Origin of the sequence: Micromonospora sp. NBC_00898, from assembly GCF_045207895.1 — a bacterium.
Taxonomy (GTDB): Bacteria; Actinomycetota; Actinomycetes; order Mycobacteriales; family Micromonosporaceae; genus Micromonospora.
The window spans coordinates 2,940,574-2,955,642 of record NZ_CP108775.1; the positions used below are offsets into that span (position 1 = coordinate 2,940,574).

General features: G+C 70.8%; 11 protein-coding genes and 1 pseudogene. 4 read left to right on the top strand and 8 right to left on the bottom strand.

What is annotated here, in order from left to right; translation table 11 throughout:
• Window positions 1-8 precede the first annotated feature (8 nt).
• The 5 genes from pglW to OG799_RS14380 form a co-directional block, all read right to left on the bottom strand.
• A complete protein-coding gene (pglW, locus tag OG799_RS14360; RefSeq protein ID WP_406045528.1) occupies window positions 9-4,433 on the bottom strand; it encodes a BREX system serine/threonine kinase PglW in 4,425 nt (1,474 codons plus the stop codon).
• Between the two features lie 81 nt (window positions 4,434-4,514).
• Window positions 4,515-5,222, bottom strand: coding sequence for an SHOCT domain-containing protein (locus tag OG799_RS14365; RefSeq protein ID WP_406045530.1), 708 nt, complete (start codon window positions 5,220-5,222; stop codon window positions 4,515-4,517).
• A 333-nt stretch (window positions 5,223-5,555) separates the two neighbouring features.
• The gene (locus OG799_RS14370) at window positions 5,556-5,903 is read right to left on the bottom strand and encodes a VOC family protein (protein WP_406045532.1); all 348 of its coding nucleotides are present in this window, start codon (window positions 5,901-5,903) and stop codon (window positions 5,556-5,558) included.
• 28 nt (window positions 5,904-5,931) lie between these two features.
• On the bottom strand, window positions 5,932-6,774 hold the full coding sequence (locus tag OG799_RS14375) for an enoyl-CoA hydratase/isomerase family protein (protein ID WP_406045533.1): 843 nt from the start codon (window positions 6,772-6,774) through the stop codon (window positions 5,932-5,934).
• Between the two features lie 387 nt (window positions 6,775-7,161).
• Window positions 7,162-7,284: a hypothetical protein gene (locus OG799_RS14380; protein WP_406045534.1), complete on the bottom strand. Its 123-nt coding sequence runs from the start codon at window positions 7,282-7,284 to the stop codon at window positions 7,162-7,164.
• A gap of 237 nt (window positions 7,285-7,521) precedes the next feature.
• Between OG799_RS14380 and OG799_RS14385 the strand changes: the two genes are divergently transcribed.
• The gene (locus OG799_RS14385; protein ID WP_406045536.1) at window positions 7,522-8,493 is read left to right on the top strand and encodes a hypothetical protein; all 972 of its coding nucleotides are present in this window, start codon (window positions 7,522-7,524) and stop codon (window positions 8,491-8,493) included.
• Window positions 8,494-8,658: 165 nt separating this feature from the next.
• Here the strand turns inward: OG799_RS14385 and OG799_RS14390 are convergent, their stop codons facing one another.
• The gene (locus OG799_RS14390) at window positions 8,659-8,931 is read right to left on the bottom strand and encodes a VOC family protein (RefSeq protein WP_406045538.1); all 273 of its coding nucleotides are present in this window, start codon (window positions 8,929-8,931) and stop codon (window positions 8,659-8,661) included.
• Window positions 8,932-9,029: 98 nt separating this feature from the next.
• Between OG799_RS14390 and OG799_RS14395 the strand changes: the two genes are divergently transcribed.
• On the top strand, window positions 9,030-9,983 hold the full coding sequence (locus OG799_RS14395; RefSeq protein WP_406045540.1) for a hypothetical protein: 954 nt from the start codon (window positions 9,030-9,032) through the stop codon (window positions 9,981-9,983).
• A gap of 158 nt (window positions 9,984-10,141) precedes the next feature.
• Here the strand turns inward: OG799_RS14395 and tnpC are convergent, their stop codons facing one another.
• Complete coding sequence (tnpC, locus tag OG799_RS14400; RefSeq protein ID WP_406043274.1) at window positions 10,142-11,545, bottom strand: IS66 family transposase; 1,404 nt, start codon at window positions 11,543-11,545, stop codon at window positions 10,142-10,144.
• A gap of 43 nt (window positions 11,546-11,588) precedes the next feature.
• Here tnpC and OG799_RS14405 point away from each other — a divergent pair.
• Both OG799_RS14405 and OG799_RS14410 read left to right on the top strand, forming a co-directional pair.
• A pseudogene (locus tag OG799_RS14405) lies at window positions 11,589-12,425 on the top strand (IS5 family transposase); the annotation flags it as partial.
• A gap of 225 nt (window positions 12,426-12,650) precedes the next feature.
• Window positions 12,651-13,124, top strand: a complete 474-nt coding sequence (locus tag OG799_RS14410) for a hypothetical protein (protein ID WP_406045542.1) — start codon at window positions 12,651-12,653, stop codon at window positions 13,122-13,124.
• 87 nt (window positions 13,125-13,211) lie between these two features.
• On the opposite strand, the gene OG799_RS14415 is transcribed toward OG799_RS14410, so the two are convergent.
• Entirely contained in the window at window positions 13,212-14,930 is a 1,719-nt protein-coding gene (locus OG799_RS14415) for an ABC transporter ATP-binding protein (protein WP_406046288.1), read from the bottom strand.
• Window positions 14,931-15,069 lie beyond the last annotated feature (139 nt).

Genomic DNA, 15,069 nt, shown 5'->3' on the forward strand with positions numbered 1-15,069 from the left:
GTTCCGTGTCAGGCAGGGACAGTGCTGCGGTGAGCGTTGACCACCCAGGCGTCCGGTAGGGCGATCCACTCGTTGTCGCCCACCCGCACCACCGCCCCGTCCAGCTTGGGCAGTAGCGCCGGATCCTCCATCGGGCAGAGCACCCACACGCCGCCCCCACCGCCGCGCGCCGCATCGGCCAGCTCGTAGAGCCGGTTCATCGCCCGGTACCGCGCCAGCACCGCCGCGTCGTGCAGCAGCACCGGCCCCGCCTCGGCGGACAGCTCGGCCCGCAGCTCCGGCGCGGCCAACTGCCACGCCCGCTCGACGTACTCCCCCAGCTTGATGGCCCCCCGGGAGCCGGGCGGAGCGATGTCCGCGCCGACCACCGTCTCCCACGTCGGCTTGGGGTGCGCGTCGACCAGGGCGTGCAGGTGGTTCAGGAAGCGGGCCGCCACGTTGACCGGCCGGGCGTCGAAGCGCCGGGCCAGCTCCTCGCGCGCCAGGCCGTACCGCGACAGTCGTACCGTCAGCGCGCGGAACCCTCCGGCGGACCGCGCGCCGGTCAGCCGTTCCTCGGCCCGCATCGCCGCCGCCAGCTCCGGCGACTCGGCCGTCCACCGGCTCGGCGCGACGGTCACCGACGGGCGCCGCTGCATGATCGACATGGAGGACGAGCCGGCGCGGGGCGGCGGCGGGACGTACTTGTCGCGGTCCCAGCGCAGCTCGAAGCCGGCCTCGGCGAGCAGCCGGTCCAGTTTCGGGTGCGGCGGCAGCGGATCCAGCTCCGGGAAGCGCGTCCGCACCCGTTGGGTAACCTGCTCCGGCGTCAGCCCGCGACCCGCCTCCGGCGAGGTCGCCGGCGGCACCACGCCGGCCTGGACCAGCCGCAGCGCGCGTACCGGATCGAGGTCGCGCGGGTAGAGCTCCAGCCGCGCGGTCGCGGCCGCCCGCTCCGAGGCCACCGCGGCGAGCAGCACCCGCCGCCGCTCGTCGATCGCGTCGGCCGCCCCGCCGGGCGCGGTCACCGCCGCGAGGGTACGCAGCACCGTCGCCGGGCTGGGCAGCACCTCGCTGGCGGCGAGCTTGTCGGCGGCCTTGCCGAGCGCGTCGGCGTAGTCGAGCAGCGCCGGCGCGGCCGGGGTGTCCGGCGCGTCGTCCTCGCCGGCTTCGAGGGCCACCAGCAGCCGGTCACCGCGCGGGTGCGGCTTGCCGTTGATGTCGGCGCGGGCGTGCCGGCGCAGCAGCAGGCGCGGCTCGTCGGCGAGCGCGTCGACCTCCACGGCCGCCCGCACCGCGGCGACCGCCACCGCGAGACGCAGCGCATCCCCGGTACGCACCGAGCCGCGGCTGCCGAGCAGCGCCGCGGCCAGCTCGGCGACGCCCATCACCCGGCCGCCGTCGCGCAACAGCTCGATGATCTGGGTACGCACGCTGCCGACCACCGGGATGTCGTGCCAGCGTTTGCGTTGCTTGCCGAGGATCTGCGCGATCCGGGCGGGAGTGACACCGAGCGGCTTGGCCACCTGCGGGTGCTGCGGCCACAGCGGCAGGTCCGGCAGGGCGCCGATGGCGTCGGGCAGGTGCAGCGCCAGCCGAGTGGCCTCGACGTCGTTGGGGTTGCGGCTGGCCGGGACGAGCAGGGTGGCGATCGCGTCCAGCCCGACGCGTACCAGATCGGGGTCGCCGTCCCCGGCGGCGGCCTCGGAGGCCACCTCCTCCGTCGCGGCCTTGCGGGCGGCGGGCGTGGTGGGGATGGTCTCCCGCTCCCCCAGCCGGCCGCGCCACTCCTTCACCCGACGCTGCAACTCCTGGCGGGTCTTGGCGCCCAGGCCGGGCAGGTGGGCGAGCTTGTTGGCGACGGTGAGCAGCTCGCCGACGGTGGTGGCGTCGAGGCGGTGGGCGGCGGAGACGGCGCGTGGGGTGAGCCCGGCGGCCTCCAGTGCGGTGGCCCGGGTCGCCTTGGTGGCGGCCTCGTCGCGGGCAGCCTCGGCGGCCTTCTCGTCCGGCTCGTCGGCCTCGATCTCGGGGTGGTCGGTGCCGACCGGGGCGCTCGCGTCGGAGCGGCGGAACACCTGCTGCCAGGCGTCGCGCATGTCCTTGAGCGAGGCGAACCGGCGGCGGTGGTCCCGGTGCAGGGCCTGCTGGAAGAACTCCACCAGGCCGTCGCGGACCGCCGGGTCGAACGCTTCGACGGCGAGCACCGGCGGGCCCTCGGTCAGCTGCGGCTCGGTGCCGCCGTCACCCCAGACGGGAAGCTCGCCGGAGGCCATCTCGTGCAGGGTGACCCCGAGGGCGTACCACTCGGCCTGCTTGTCGTAGCCGGGCCGGTTCGCGGTGCCGAGGAACGGGTCGAGGTAGCGCGGGGTGCCGGCGGTGATCTCCTTGACGGAGACGCCGGCCAGGGAGAAGTCGAAGAGCACGAGCTGCTTGGTGCGGTTGGGGCGTACCCGGATGGCGATGTTGTCCGGCTTGATGTCCCGGTGGTAGACGCCCTCCCCCTCCAGGTAGTCCAGGGCGCCGAAGAGGTAGTCGCTGTAGGTCTCCAGCTCGTCGACGGTGAGCCGGCCGTCGTCGCGCAGCTTGCGGGCCAGGGTGCGGTCACCGGCGTGCTCCAGCACGACGACCGTGCGGGTGCCGATCTGCAGCGGCTCCGGCCGGGCCAGCCGGATCACCCGCGAGTCGGTGAGCGGGCCGAGCACCCTCGCCTCGTGTGCCAGCCGGGCGCCCTTCTCGTCGGAGAGCCCGACCTTGAGCACCTCCTCCCGGCGGGTGCGCTCGTTGAAGCCGAGGAACGCCCGGCAGGTCGAGCCGGTGCCGAGACTGCGGACGATCTTCCACTCGCCGACCCGGTCGCCGCCGCGCGCCTCAAGGGGGTCGACCTGCTCGGGCTCCGGCTCCTCCGGGTGCACCGACGTCGGCGGCGGGGCGGTCAGCTCCTCCTCGACCACCTGGAGCATCTCGACGAACTCGGCCACGGTGGTGAGGCGCTGGGTCGGCACCGGGGCGGTGGCCGCCTGGATCAGCTCGTCGGCGAACTCGGTGATCCCGTCGGCGATCGCGGAGGCGCGCAGCCCGTTGTCCCGGGCCAGCCGGGTGAGCAGCTCGGCCCGCTTCGCCGCCGGCGGCTGGCCGGTCAGGATCAGGTAGCTCAACGCGCCGAGACCGAAGATGTCCATCGCGACCGCGTCCGGCTTCGGCGCGGTCAGCTCCGGCGCGAGATACGCCTCGGCCGAGCGCTCGATGTGCGAGGCCGCGTGCGTGGAGAGCGTGACCGGGTCGCCGCTGCTGCCCCCGCCGCTCCCGTCGACACCACGGGTCGCCGCCTGCCAGTCGCTGAGCTGCAGCTGAGGAGTCAGCCACGCCTCGTCCTCGCTGCCACCCCGCCGCCGGCGTCCCGGGCTGACCAGCACGCTGCGCGCCGACAGGGCGCGGTGGTGCAGCCGGCGACGGTGCGCGTACGCGACCGTCTCGGCGAGCTGGCGGATCATCGCGAGGCGGCTCAGCGCGTCGAGGCGGTCGCCGTACTGGGCCATGTAGTGATCGAGGCGGATCGAGCGGGGGTCGTACCGGAAGATCAGCGCCGGGCCGGCCTCGTGCGACTCCATCGAGTCCACCTGGACGATGCCGGGGTGGTTGATGCCGTGCAGCACCTGCATCTCGCGCTTGGCGGCGCGTTCGATGCTGGCCCGCTCGGCCTGCACCGCGTTGCGCTCGACCAGGTAGATCCGGACCCGCCGGCGCTCCCGCTCCAGGTCGCGGTGCCGGGCCTGGTGGTCCTGCCAGGTGGGGCCGAGGTCGAACGGGCGCGGCTCCAGCTGCCACGACCCGATCTCGTAGTGCTTGCGGCTCCGGGCGATGCCGACCGCCTTGAGGAGGTCCGGCAGCGCCGCGGACATCTCTTTGGTGACCCGCTGCCGCTCGTCCTGCGGCGGGCGCTGCAACAGGGAGGTGATCGCCGGCAGCGGGCCCGGCTGGTGACCGGCCGCCGGCTCCGGGCCGTAGATGCCGTGCAGATGGTGGTCGGAGAGGCCGATGTGCAGGCCGGGCTTGGACAGGAACACCGCCGCCTGCACGAACGGGATTTTGACCGGCGGGCCCTTGCGCTGAGTAGCGGCGACCTGGAGCAGGGACTTGAGCTTCTTGGCCTTCATGTCCGCCAGGTGCAGGGGGTTTTCGAAGGTCCGGGTGCTGTTGGGCCCGTTCAGGATCCAGTTGGAGCCGCTGGAGACCAGCCGGCCGGTCAGGCTCTTGATCTCGATCAGGTAGAGCCCGCCCGGTCCCGCCACCAGCAGGTCGACCTCGTAGGGGTGACCGGTCTGGGCGGTGAAGGTGAAGTTCGACCACGCCCGGTAGGGCTCGGTGTCCGGCAACAGCGCCTGGACGTGCGCCAGCGCCTCCCGCTCGTGCGCGAACTGCGACGGCGTGATCGTCGTCCACCGGCCCTCCTGCATGCGGAAGATCCTAAGCCCAGGTGACCAGGTCATCGGAGCCCTGCCAGGCCGTCAGGACCCGGCGCGGACCGAGCGGTGGGGTCAGAGCCGCGACAGGATCTCCGCCTTCTTCGCCGCGAACTCCTCTTCCGTGAGGATTCCCGCGTCACGAAGCTCGCCGAGCTGCCGGAGTTGCGCGATCGGATCGACCGGTGCCGGCGCTGGCGCAGCGGCCGGGGCCGCGTGCGGCGGCGTAGCCATGGCGGGCAGTCCCGAGTAGTGCCGGGTGTTCACCCGCTCCTGCTGAGCCAGCCTGGCCACGTGAGCCGTCTCGTTGATGATCGACACCGCGTTGCGCGGCTCCGGAATGTCTTCGAGGACCACGAGTTCGAAGCCATTGGTGCGCTGCACCTTGACCATGACGTTGCCGACGCCCCGAGCCTTCTGTGTGATCGACTGCCGGAGATCCACGTCAACCACGTCGCCGATCGGGACCTGCTGTGCGTTCGTCGAGAGGACGCCCCGCTCGAAGTAGAGCATTGTCGCTGTCAGCTTGTACCGACCAGCACCGATACCGGTGAGTGGCTGGCCCGTGGCCGCCCACAGCACTCCCGGCTCCGGGCTGGGCGTCACGGGCGGCGGCGGAACCGCAGCCGTGGCCGGCGGTGAGACGGGCGCGGGGCTGACCGGCTGCAGCTCAAGGGTCTGCGGACGCGTCTCCGGTGCGGAGACCTCTGCCGGGGTTAGCACGGCCGGCAGGTTCGCCGGTGCGGCAGGAGCGGCGTCGTCGACGAAGAGCTGCCATCCCACGGGAGGTGCCGGCCACGAGGGGTCCGGCTGCCATCCGGCCGGCGGTAGCCAGCCGTGCGGAGCCGGGGGCCAGCCCGGAGGAGTGTTGAAACGCAACGCCATCGCGCCTTTCCTAACTCTGTCGTTGATCAAGACGGGCAGGAGGAGAGTACCGTCGCCCAGCTGGTGAGCGGCTCCGCTAAATGACCTGACCCGATTAGCCGATGCTGGCAGCCAGCCTCCGCCGGAAGTGGTCCTCGATCGGTCGACACACAACCCGCAGTTGCAGCAAGCGCACGAGTTCAACGACATGACACCGGCGACCGAGCTGCGCAAACCGCAGTTGGTCGGACGTCATCCCTTAACGGCTCGCTTCCGCTGAAAGCGACGGGCCTGGAGGAACGGCCGGCGCGCCGCCCTCCGGCTGACCGCCTCCGCCGCTTGGCGGATCAGCGAGAAGCGTGCCTCGCCCCCGGACTGCTCCACCCGGGCCTGCCCGGGGACGGCCCGGCGCTGCCCGAAGACCACGACGTTGCCGTCCGGGTCGGCGGTCCGGCACTCCCCGCCGGGCGCCTGTTCGGGGTAGCCGGCCCGCTCGACGGGATGCCCGGCGGCGGTCAGCCGGACGATGGTCACCGCCAGGTTGTCGACGTAGAGGTAGATCAGCAGGGGCAGCTCGACGGTGACCAGGTGCGGCTTCACCGCCGCCAGCAGCAGGGTCAGCGGATCCTCACCCGGCGGCCGGCAACTCGGCGACCCGTGCGCCGAGGTCCAACTCCAGCGGGCCCCGGGTCTGGAAGCCCTGGCCGAACAGCTCCTTTGCCCGGTCCTGTACCTCCGGGGCGGCGACCAGCTCCTGGAATCGGCGGCCGTCAGCGCGCACCGCGTCAGCCGGCGGGAGCGTCAGCTCGTTGATGGCCCGCTTCGTGGACTGGATCGCCGCCCGGGGAAAGGACGCGATCCGTCGGGCCAGCCTGGCCACGAACTCATCGAGCTCGGCATCGGGCAGCGCCCGATTGATCCACCCGTACCGCTCGGCGAGGTCAGCGTCCGCGTCCTGCGCGCCGAGGATCATCTCCATGGCCCGCCCCCGGCCGAGCAGGCGCGCCAGGTGCTGTACGCCACCAGCCCCGGGTGCCACGCCGAAACCGCACTCGGGCTGGCCGAGCAGCGCGTTCTCCCGCGCCGCGAAGCACATGTCGCAGGCGAGCACGAACTCGCTGCCCGCTCCCCGAGCCCGTCCGCGCAGCTTCGCGATCGTGACGACCGGCACCTCGCTCAGCTTGCATAGCACCATGCCGAGAAAGGCGTCCTGCGGACCCCCGCCCGCCTTGGCCGCCTCGGCCGAGTACTCGGCGACCTTGGTCAGATCGACGTGAGAGATGAAAAAGTCCGGGTCGGCGCTGTCGAAGACGACTACCCGCACCTCGGTGGTCCTGGTCAGTCGGCCGAGCAGGGTGACCAGGTCCCGTACCAACTCCGGGCCGATCATGTTGATCGGCGGCGCGTCCAGCGTCGCCGTCAGGACGCCGTCGGTCAGCTCCGCACGCAGAGTCTCGAACGAGGTGTCCACTCGCCTGTTCCTCTCCGTCGGGCGGCCCGTCCCGGGTCCGGGGCGATCGGCCCGGCGGTGTGACGCGGCTCGGCGGCCGCGAGCAGCGGCGGTGGGATCCGCGCGGCGACGAGCGCCGGGGCCCGGGTTACCGAACGGGCTCGGCGTCCAGGTGGTCGCTGTCGATCGTACGAAACGGCTCCGTCCGGCCGTGGCGCTTCGCGGATCCGGGAGTGCCCGACTTCGGGGTAACCGGTCCGGCAGGTTCAGTTGGTGGTGCTGGGGACGATGCGGCCTTCGAAGGTGGTCGGGAAGCCGCTGAGGACAGGCTTCCAGCGGATGGCCCAGTTGGCTCGGCCTCGCCTGCAGTCGACGGTGAGACCGGATCGCGTCCCGAGGCCGCTGCGGTCAGAGATCGCAGCCGTGGGTGTCGGCGAACCGGAGCAGGCCTTCGTGTGTCCTTCCGTCCGGACGGTGGAACTCGAATTCGCTCTCGTAGACCGGCGTGAATGACCGGTAGAAGCTGACCACCCTTCGGCATCCCTCCGCGGCCAGCAACACCATCCTCGCCCGCTACACCAGACACGCCGCCACCTGTCCACAAAGCACTTACGACAGGCGACACTAGCTGCCGCCACCGAGAACGGCTCCACTGTCGGATCTTTGTCACTTTCGGCGCCTTGATCGGCATGCAAATATCACGATGCGACACCGTGGAGCCCTGTATTCGACACCGCGCGCAATAAAAACTCCAGAACGGGTGGTCAGATGCGCAAAACCTGGCTGGTATTCCGAAATAACCCTCTTGTCGCCGTCCTCACCGCCGGTATCGCGTTCGCGCTCGCGGTGCTCGGTCAGACGTTGCTGGGCGAACTGGGCCAGAGCGTCGCCGACAAGGCCGCCACTCAGACGACATGGCTGACGGTGATCCTCATCTTCAGCCTCATCGTGGCGATCGCCATCCTCGTCTCGCTCCGAGGTAGCGTCGAAGAACTGACGAGGCGCGCCGGCCTGTCCGTCCGGTACTACCCGTTGGACCCCGGCCAGCACTCACCAGAGAGGGACGAGAAGGCACGAGCCCTGTACGCGGCCGCGCGGATGGTCATCGAGTCGGCGCGCGAGGACGGTGACACCCGGATCTACGCGGTCAACTCGTTTGTGGAGATTGGAATGCAGCCGGGCGACGCTCACGTCAAAGACCACAGTGTCCGCTACCTCGACTCACTCAACCGAAAGCTCGGAAAAGTAACCTATCACCGCATCGTGCAGCTGTCGGAAGATGACATGAACCGGCTGGAGCGCCAGGCCGACGAATCCATCGCGAAACTCGTCGCCGAGAACTACCTGGCACACTACCGGGAGATCGTGAAAGCCGGCCAACAAGGCAAGGAAGCCGTACTGGAGGCGGTGCTCGCCAAGTACCCCACCTCGTTCGTGCTGGTGCAGAATCCCTCAGACGGCAAATACGGCGGTCGGCTGATCTGGCAGATGCACCAGCACGTCGACGGCCAAGAGCGCAAGGACATCGTCGAGCTGACCGGCATCTACATCGTCAACGATCCGGACGGCATACTTGTCGGCACCTTCGTGCGGTGGTTCAATGATCTCCGGGCGGCGCAGCGGCCGCGCAGGCATCTAACCCTGGCAAATCTCAACGGGACGATACCGATTGAGACGAAGGAGACTGTCCCCATGGGAGTACGACCCAGGCGGCAATGGTGGAGCAGGGCTCAGAGATAGTCCGCACGCTTTTCTCGATTGTCGGCAACGCCGAATAGGAGCGCCTCGGCGAGTTCTTCGGCTGGGGATGCCGCCTACCACCGCCCCGGATATCCAGAGAGAGCCGCGCGGACCCAGCCAGGCGAGAGCACCGCAACATGTTCGAATGCCACGCCCTCAATGCGCTCAGCAGTTGTCGCCATAACTACAAGCAGCCCCAAAGGGCTGATCGCGGGGCGTCAGCGCAGTGCAACCTCGCGGCAGCTCGACGGTGACCAGACGGGGCTTCACCGCGGCCAGCAGCAGGGTCAGCTCGCCGCACTGCAGGTACGACCAGCGCGACTCGCCCTCGCCGCCGGAGCGCTGCTCGGAGTAGCCGAAGACCGCGTAGAACCGCCGCGCGGCGTCGGCGTCCGCGACGTACAGCACCGGCACCTGAGCCTGCACTCCGTTATGCACCGCGCCACTCTACCCACGAAGAACCTGCAACTCGCGTATTAGAGATCGGGTTTTCCGGAAGTTCGTCGTGTCACCCGGGTCGGCTAACGTCACCGGCCATGACGGTGATCCTCCCGGTGCACACCCGCCTGGTCGACGGGCGGCTGCTCGCGTACGACCTCTCCGGATCGCCGGCCGCGACGGGGCCGCTCTCCCCCGACGCCGCCTTCGACCTGAGCGGCGAGACTGCCCGGATCGAGGGCCGCGCGGTACGCCGGGACCTGAGCCAGGCGGTGTACGCGACCACCGACGCCGTGGTGTGCGTGGACCGCGACGGCCGCGCGCGCTGGCGGCGGGAGTTCGGTTCGCAGCGGGCCGCGCCCGTCAACGCCCGGGTCTCCTGCGAATTTTCCCTCGACGAACGGCTGGTGTGGGTCTACCGGCCGGACGGGATGGCGGGGCGGGGCAACGGGCTGGACCGGTGGCTGGCGCTCGACGCGGACACGGGCGCCGTCCGGTCGGACGTCGAGTTGCAGAGCGTCGGCCACGGCGGGGAACACTTCCCCCACCCGGACGGCGTGCACATGCTGCTCGACGTCGGCGAGGGTCAGGACGGCTCGCGGGTGTTCCGGGGCCACCTCACCGAGGCGGGCATCGAGCTGACCGACTACCCATGGGAGGACCGCGTGGTGGTCGGCCTGGCCCCGGACGGCCGGCACCTGATGACCGTGCAGCAGGAGCAGGAGGACGTCGCCTTCCACACCTGGCCGGACGGCGAGGAGGTGGTCCGGATCCCGGTGGCGGCGTTCGGTCAGGAGTGGCCCGAGGCCATGGTGGAGTGGGCCGGCGGCTATCTCGACCCGGACACCGTGGTCGTCACGATCGTCGGTGAGGACGAGGAGACCGAGGAGGAGTGGCACCGGCACCACCTGGTCGACGTCCGCACCGGCGAGATCCGGGGCGTCCTCGACGCCCCGACCCGGGACTCGTACGACCTGGAGCCGCTCGGCGACGGCAGCTTCCTGCGTACCGACGACGAGGGCCGGCCCTGGCGCCACGTGCGCCGCGCCTGAGAGACCGTCGGGTAACCGATTGAGGGCGGGCTGTTACGGCGAGAAACGTCGATGTCGGGTGCTCGACAAATGCGTCATCCCCGCCATGATCTTGATGTGTGTGCAACAGGGATCGTAACTGGATAGGTCCCTGAATCGAGGCGTGTTGGAGCCGGTGGTCAGGCGGTGGTGGGGATCCAGGGGTTGCCGGCGGCGGCGGTGATGAGGGCGTCGAGCATGCCGAGGCCGTTTCGGGTGGCGGTGGCTGTGTAGCTGCGGATCGCAGCGAAGTGTTCGGCTCCCGTGAGGGTGCGCATGCTGCCGGAGACTTTGATCCTCAGTTTCGGCATGCGGATGGTCCGCTCGGCCGGGTTGTTGTCGAACGGGACGGCGGGGTTGGTGACGAAGCGCAGGTAGTCGTCGCGGCGGTCACGCAGCCGGACGAACAGGGCGTGATGCTTGCGTTCGAGCTTGCTCGCGCGTTCGGCGGTGGCTTGGGCGCCGAGCACGACCGCGCTGCGCAACAGGTGCAGGTGGTAGGCGAGGTCGGCCTGATCAGGTGTGGCGTCGGCGGTGTGCGCGGTGCCGACGAGCTGGTTCAGCTGCCGCAGGGCGCTGATGGCCTGGCCGGCGAGGTCGGCGACCAGGCCGGTGGCGGTGTCGGTGACATAGATCAACTCGCGGAGCGCGTGGGCGTTGCACAGCGCGTGGACCGCGTCGGTGTAGGTGTCGTACGGCGCCCACGCGTCATGCACCGCGACCCCGCGGAACCGCGGGAGGATCCCGATCTCGTCCATCGCGATGGTGCCGCGTTTCGGGTGCACGGCGAGGAGCACGTCGGTGGGTGTGGAGGCGGAGTGCAGCCACGCGAGACGGCCTGCGGTGCGCATCCCGGTCTCGTCGAAATGGGCTACCGGTGCGGCGGCGACGCGTCCGGCGATCACCGGCAGCACGCGGTCGATGATGCCCAGGGCGGTGCGTTTCACCCAGCCGGCCACGGTGCCCGCCGCGACCGGCACCCCGAACAGGTCCTTGATCGCCGCCGCCGTGCGTGACACCGACAGGAACTGCCCGTGCAGCAGGTAGACGCCGATCCCGGCCAGACGCGGCCCGTACACGACCGGCGCGGACGCCTCTGGCGGCGCGGGCGCGGTGGTGTGATGCCCACACGCACAGGCCAAAGTGATCAGCTGATGCTCGGTCACCTGAGGCTTCGGCTCCGGAAGGTCGATCACCTGCCGCCGGGTCACCTCGATCTCGGTAGCCGCCGCCAGGCTCTTCCCGCACCCGGCGCAAACCGCGGGCCGGTGCCGGAGCACCACGTCCGGGTCCGCCACCCGTTCCAAGGTGACACCGTCCTGACCCTTCGGCCGTCCCGGACCCCGACCCGACCGCCCGCGCAACGACTTCGGCGCCGGCTTGGCCAACCCGTCCGACGAGGGAGGCTTCGACGAGTTCGACGACGACAACTTCAACCGGGCTTCCAGATCCGCAACCCGCGCGAGAGCCTGCTCCAACCGGGCGGTCAACTCCACGACGTGCGCAACCAGCTCGTCATACGACGGCAACGACTCGGCAGGCACAACCCGCCAAGCTACCAGCCTCCACAACAGACACCACAACCGCCTGACGACCTATCCAGTCACCAGGGATCTTGGCGGGGACGACGCCCGTAGATGCTACTCATCCAGCCTGACCGACGCGATGTGGGCTGTCCTGGCTCCGTTGATGCCGGTGCGTGACCTGCGCAAAGGCGGACGTCCGCGGGTGTACGACGATCGGTTGATTCTGAACTCGATCTTCTATGTGCTGCGGTCGGGCTGTGCGTGGCGGTTGATGCCTCACGATCTGGCCCCGCCGGACGCGGCGCATCGGTGGTTCACCACCTGGCGCCGAGACGGCACGTGGGATGCCATCCACGACGAACTGCGGCGGCAGGTGCGCGTGCAGGCCGGGCGGGAACCCGAGCCCACGGCGGCGGTTCTGGACGCCCAGTCGATCAAATCCAGTGAGGGAGGTGAGTCTCGTGGATTCGACATGGGTAAGCGCACCACCGGCCGGAAACGACACCTGATCGTCGACACGATGGGACTCCTGCTCGTCGTCGCGGTCACCTCCGCCTCGGTACAGGACCGACCCGGCGGACGGGCGCTGCTGCACCGCCTCGCCGCCACCTTCACCACCATCGCCGTCGTCTGGGCCGACGGTGGCTACGCCAACAGCGTCGACACCAGTCTGCTGACCTGGGCCAAGACCCAACTCGGCATCCTGCTGCAGATCGTCAAACGCACCGACGACGTCAAAGGCTTCCAGGTCCTACCCCGCCGCTGGGTCGTGGAACGCACCTTCGGCTGGCTGATCCGCAACCGACGCCTGGCCCGCGACTACGAACGCCTCACCACCAACTCCGAGACCATGATCAAAGTCGCAATGATTCGACTCATGGCGATACGCCTGGCCCGTCAACCGACCCGATGGGCCAACACCGCCGAACGTGCAGCCGCTCGACGCATCAACGCCGAACAACTTTTCACAACGTAACCATCCGGTTACCCGACGGCCTCTGAACCGGCACGGCCGGGCGGTGGAGCGGCCGCGCCAGGGCGGCCGCCGGATGTTCGCCGGCCCGTCGGCCGCCGGGCGTTCCGGGGACCCCACGGGAGCACGCACCACCCGTACGATCCCGCCATGCCCTTCATCGACCGACATGGAACAGACGACTGGACGCCGCCGCAGCGGCCCGACTGCTCGTGTCCGGAGCACGACGACGAGCTGACCGGCCTGGTGTTGCCGGTCACCGAACGCGGCATGGAGCCGCTGACGGTCCAGGACCTCGTCGAGGCGAGTGCGCTCGGCGTCACGCCGGCGCAGTCGCGCGACCGGTGGCTGGAGATCTACGACGAGACCGACAGCGGACCGGAGCTGATCGGCCCGTTCCACTGGGGGCTGTGGCTCGGCGACGAGGCCCGGCTGTGCTACGACGACGACGCCGCGCATTCGCTGGACCAGGCGCTGCTGAATCGGCCGGGCGTCGAGCGGGTCGAGTGGATGGAGCGCGAGGAGTTCCTGGTCGGCGCGCCCGGCCTCTGCGCGAGCGGCCTGCTGGCCGCGATGGCGCGGGCCCTGGCGGACCCGCGCGTGCGCGCCGCAGCCGGCCGGTAGCCCGCGGACGGCCCGCCCCGGCGGCCGGATCGGCGCGGGGTCGGGGCGTGCGCGGTCACGAGGGACGCCCCGTCGGGCCGTGGCCGGTCACGCGGCGAGCGCCGCGTACCGGCCGGCGCGGTCGAGCAGGCTCTGGTGGGTGCCGGACTCGACGATCCGGCCGTGGTCGATCACCGCGATCTGGTCGGCGTCGCGGACGGTGGAGAGCCGGTGCGCGATGGTGACCACGGTGCGGCCCGCCGACAGCGCGTCGAAGGCCCGCTGCACGGCGCGTTCCGTCTCGGTGTCCAGCGCGCTGGTCGCCTCGTCGAGCACCAGGATGCGCGGGTCGCGCAGCAGCGTACGGGCGATGGCGAGGCGCTGCTTCTCGCCGCCGGAGAAGCGGTGCCCGCGGGAGCCGACGACCGTGTCGTACCCGTCGGGGAGGGCGGCGATGAGGTCGTGGATCTGCGCGGCGCGGGCCGCGTCCTCGATCTCCGCGTCGATGGCGTCCGGCCGGGCGTACCGCAGATTTTCGCGCACCGTGGTGTGCAGCAGGTAGGTCTCCTGGCTGACCACGCCCACGACGGCGGCCAGGTCGGCCAGGCGCAGGTCGCGCAGGTCGACGCCGTCGATGGTGACCCGGCCGGCGGCCGGGTCGTGGAACCGGGTGATCAGCGCGGCGAGGGTGCTCTTGCCGGAGCCGGTCTCCCCCACCAGCGCGAGGCTGGTGCCGGCCGGGACGTCCAGGCTGACGCCGGCGACGGCGGCGGTGTCGCTGCCCGGGTAGCTGAAGGTCACGTCCTCGAAGCGCAGGTGCCCGCGGACCCGGGCCGGGTCGACGGCGACCGGCCGGGCGGGGTCGTCCACCTCGACGGGCAGGTCCAGGTATTCGAAGATCCGGGCGAACAGCGCCAGCGAGGCGGTCAGCGAGACACCGACGTTGAGCAGCCCCATCAGCGGCCGGAACAGGCCGCCCTGCAGGGCGGTGAAGGCGACCAGCGTGCCGATGCTCAGCGTGCCGGCGGTCGCCGGCAGGCCGGCGCTGAGGTAGATGACCGCCGGTATGGCGGCGAAGATGACGCTCATCGCGGCCATCCGCCACCGGCCGGCCAGCTCGGAGCGGAGTTCCAGGTCCACGAGGCGGGCCGAGGAGGCGGTGAACCGCTCGACCAGCTTGGGGCCGGCGCCGAGGGTCTTGCTGAGCTGCACGCCGCTGATCGACAGCCCTTCCTCGATGGTCACGTTGAGGTCGGCCAGTTCCCGCTGCCGCTGCGCGGTGATCTCGCGGCGCATCCGGGCCACCCGGCGGGTCAGCCAGATCGCCGGGGGCAGCACGACCAGCGACACCAGGGACAGCCGCCAGCTCAGCGCCACCATGGCGACCGCGGTGGCGACGACGGTGGTGAGGTTCGCCGCGATCGACGTGGCGGTGGAGGTGACGACGGTCTGCATGCCGCCGATGTCGTTGGTGATCCGGGACTGCACCTCGCCGGTGCGGGTGCGGGTGAAGAACGCGATCGACTGGCGGTGCAGGTGGGCGAAGACGTCGGTGCGCAGCCGGTGCATGACCTCCTGCCCGACCCGGGTGGAGATCCAGGTCTGCACGACGCCGAGCACCGAGGTCACGGCCGCGACGGCGACCATGCCCAGGACCAGCCAGACCAGCAGGGTCAGGTCGCGCTCCGGCAGGGCCCGGTCGATCACGGTACGGAGCAGGAACGGCGACGCCATCGCGATGACGGACGACGCCACGATGATCGCCACGACGACGGCCAGCGGACCGCGGTGCGCCGAGAACAGCCCGCCGACCCGGCGCAGCGACACCTGTCGGGCCTGCGCCTTCTCAGCGGCGCTGACGGCGCGGGGGCCGCCACCGCGGCCTTCACGGGGTGCTTCCAAGGGGTGCTCGCTTCCTGTTCAGGGAATCCTGAGGTTACCTCATCATGAGGTGGCAACAAGAAGC